Annotated in this window: 2 protein-coding genes; both read right to left on the reverse strand. The window is 39.0% G+C overall.

The genetic code is table 11. The features are described 5' to 3' along the window. Window positions 1-158: 158 nt before the first annotated feature. On the reverse strand, window positions 159-1,985 hold the full coding sequence (locus tag Y7E_RS0106755) for an alpha/beta fold hydrolase (protein WP_017150265.1): 1,827 nt from the start codon (window positions 1,983-1,985) through the stop codon (window positions 159-161). A 59-nt stretch (window positions 1,986-2,044) separates the two neighbouring features. Beyond that, window positions 2,045-2,625: TetR/AcrR family transcriptional regulator (locus Y7E_RS29350; protein ID WP_017150528.1), on the reverse strand; the 581-nt coding region annotated here is incomplete at its 5' end.

The following is a 2,625-nucleotide window of genomic DNA, read 5'->3' on the forward strand; positions in this document are numbered from 1 at the left end:
AACCTGTTTATGCTTTTTTCAAACTTTGCAACAGAACCAGTTTAACTATCATCGTGTTCATGGAACTTTAGGTTATTTAAGTCCAGTTGAGTTCAGAAAACGAGCCCTTAAAAAGCAGCCTAAATTTGTGTTGACAATCCACACCTCCATCAATACCTTTATACTGTTACAGCTTGAGAAATCCATTGAGCAGTTAGTTCAGGGGATTCAACAGGAAACTGATGACCGTACTGAATACGTGTAATATCCAAGTGTTCAAACTGCTTTGGGACATGATGATCTTTGTCCAAAGCTCCCCATAGTATCTTAATTTTCCTCTTATCCCATGTCTCAGGATTTAGTTGAATGGATTTTGATATAGTTAAGCAAGACATGACCGTAGCGTTAGTTTTACGTATACGGGGGGATTTTAAATCACGGACCACAGAATGAGCGTAATTACTCAATAACTGACTGGATGTTCTGAAGCTATTGGCTTGAAGTAGCTCTTTTTCCAAACGGGCGGGATCCATATATTTTAGAACGAAACTTGTAATACGTCGAAATCTATATTTAGGTTGGATAGGATGCAGTACTGGCTGCAATAAAATGAGTTGTTTGATCAGTGAGGGCAGCCGTTCCATCACTTGAGCCGCAATCAATCCGCCAAATGAATGCCCCACTAATATAACGGGTCTGTTCAACTCAGTGATCATAGTGGAAATGCTCTCTACATAGCCTTCTAGCACAGAAGGATTATGGTGATAAGGGGTACGCCCAAATCCAGGTAAATCTACGAACCAAGTATTTAAACTGCTTAAAAATTGTGAGAGGGGCAAAAGGGCATCAGCATTGCTGAACGTCCCATGAAGAAAAATAATAGGTGTTTTATTCCTATCTTTCTCTAGCGAAACTAAGTTAGCCCTTCTTCGTTGACTAAAATCTTTCTGCTCATTTTGATTCAGGCCTAAATGATTTAACCGATAATCCAAATCACTAATGATAAAAGGGAGCGTGGACGGAACTACGAATGAATTTCTGCCGTTCCTTTGTTCTATTTCTAATTTACTGTAAACAGGGAATTCCGACTTAACAAGAAAACTCATGGATTCTTTAGGAATACCAAGCATCTTACCAGCACCCATTCTAAGCACAGTTTTCAATAACGGAAGCGGTATAGTTCCTAACGGCTTTGTTGTCTGCAATTCGTGTGCCATGAGTTTGATGAAAGTTCGGATCGACGGACTCTCTTGCTTAGAATCTAAAAGATAGTAGGTATTGCTTGATAACCCTTCTGTATTAGCAAGTTTTGAAATAAACGAAGCCACATGATCAATATGAACCATTGGTAACCAATAATCGTCGCCGCCTGGAACAAGCGACATAAGATTTCGCCTTACGGCATCGACTAAGATGCTAAGGCCTCCAATCTGTTCTGTTTTCCCTGAGAAGGAGTCTCCGACGATTACACTAGGATTAACAGTAGATAAGGGAATGCTCATGTTATGAAGAGATTTTCGTATATAAGAGTCGGCTAAAAACTTCATTTTTTCATAAGGCGGTTGATTGTCCAGCAAATGATCTAGATCCAACAATGCATTTTGTTCATGATAGGGACTCATAAAGCCTACGACATGGATAAAATGCTTTAATTCTTTTGCAGCGTGGATATCCTGTGCTAGCCGAGCAAGGGATTTTGCAGGGGCGAGGAAAGACTGCTCAGCTTCACTGAGGTTCAACTCAATATTCATTGGACCTCCTGCATGAATAATTAGATCAGTTGCAAGTAATTGCTTGTAGCTGTCATCACTTAAACCTAATCGAGGCTGCGTTAGATCACCGATAACAGGAACAATGTTGTTCTGTTGATCGGGTGCCAGTTGATTGATGATGGTAAGAAGACGATTTTTTTGACGTACAAGTGCATAAATCTGATGCTGAGAAGCTAACTCAGCGATTAAATGACGTCCAATATAACCAGTTCCGCCGGTCATGAAGATTTTCATAATAAAAACACTCCTTTATTATTTTATAGTACTAACTAGTACTAATATATCTAAAAATATTACTTTAGCATGGAAGCTAAAGCAGGAAATAAATTTTTGATCATATCTTGGTTGTTAGAAGCTTGAGCCAAGAAGAGAGCACCCTCAATAGAGGAGACAATCAACATAGCTGTTTGTTTAACGGGCAGCTCTTCCTTTAGTTCTTGTCGTGCAATCCCTTGGGCTAAAATCAATTCAACACCATGCAGCTGTTTTTCAAAAAAACTCTTGATTCTATCTCTAATTTCAACCGCGTCAATAGGCGTCTGTGTATACAGAGTCAGGAAAGGACAACCGCCAAGGTAGTTATTTTGTTCAATAGTATCGCTTAAAATGTGGAGTACCGCTTCTAATTTCTCCTGAACGGTGAGCTCAGTTTGAGACACAATATAATTAATTCGCTGCTCGTAATGTGCTATCAACTGATTAACAATAGCGAGCAGCAGCTCCTCCTTGCTCTTAAAATAATAATAAATGTTCGTTTTTGAAACTTTGCTACGTGTGACTATGTCGTCCATGCTTGTTGCCAGAAAACCTTTAGTAAGAAACAATGTAAAAGCGGATTGCAGAGCAATATCTTTATTACTAAGTGTATTTTTTT

Source organism: Bacillus bingmayongensis (assembly GCF_000299035.1).
Lineage (GTDB): Bacteria > Bacillota > Bacilli > Bacillales > Bacillaceae_G > Bacillus_A > Bacillus_A bingmayongensis.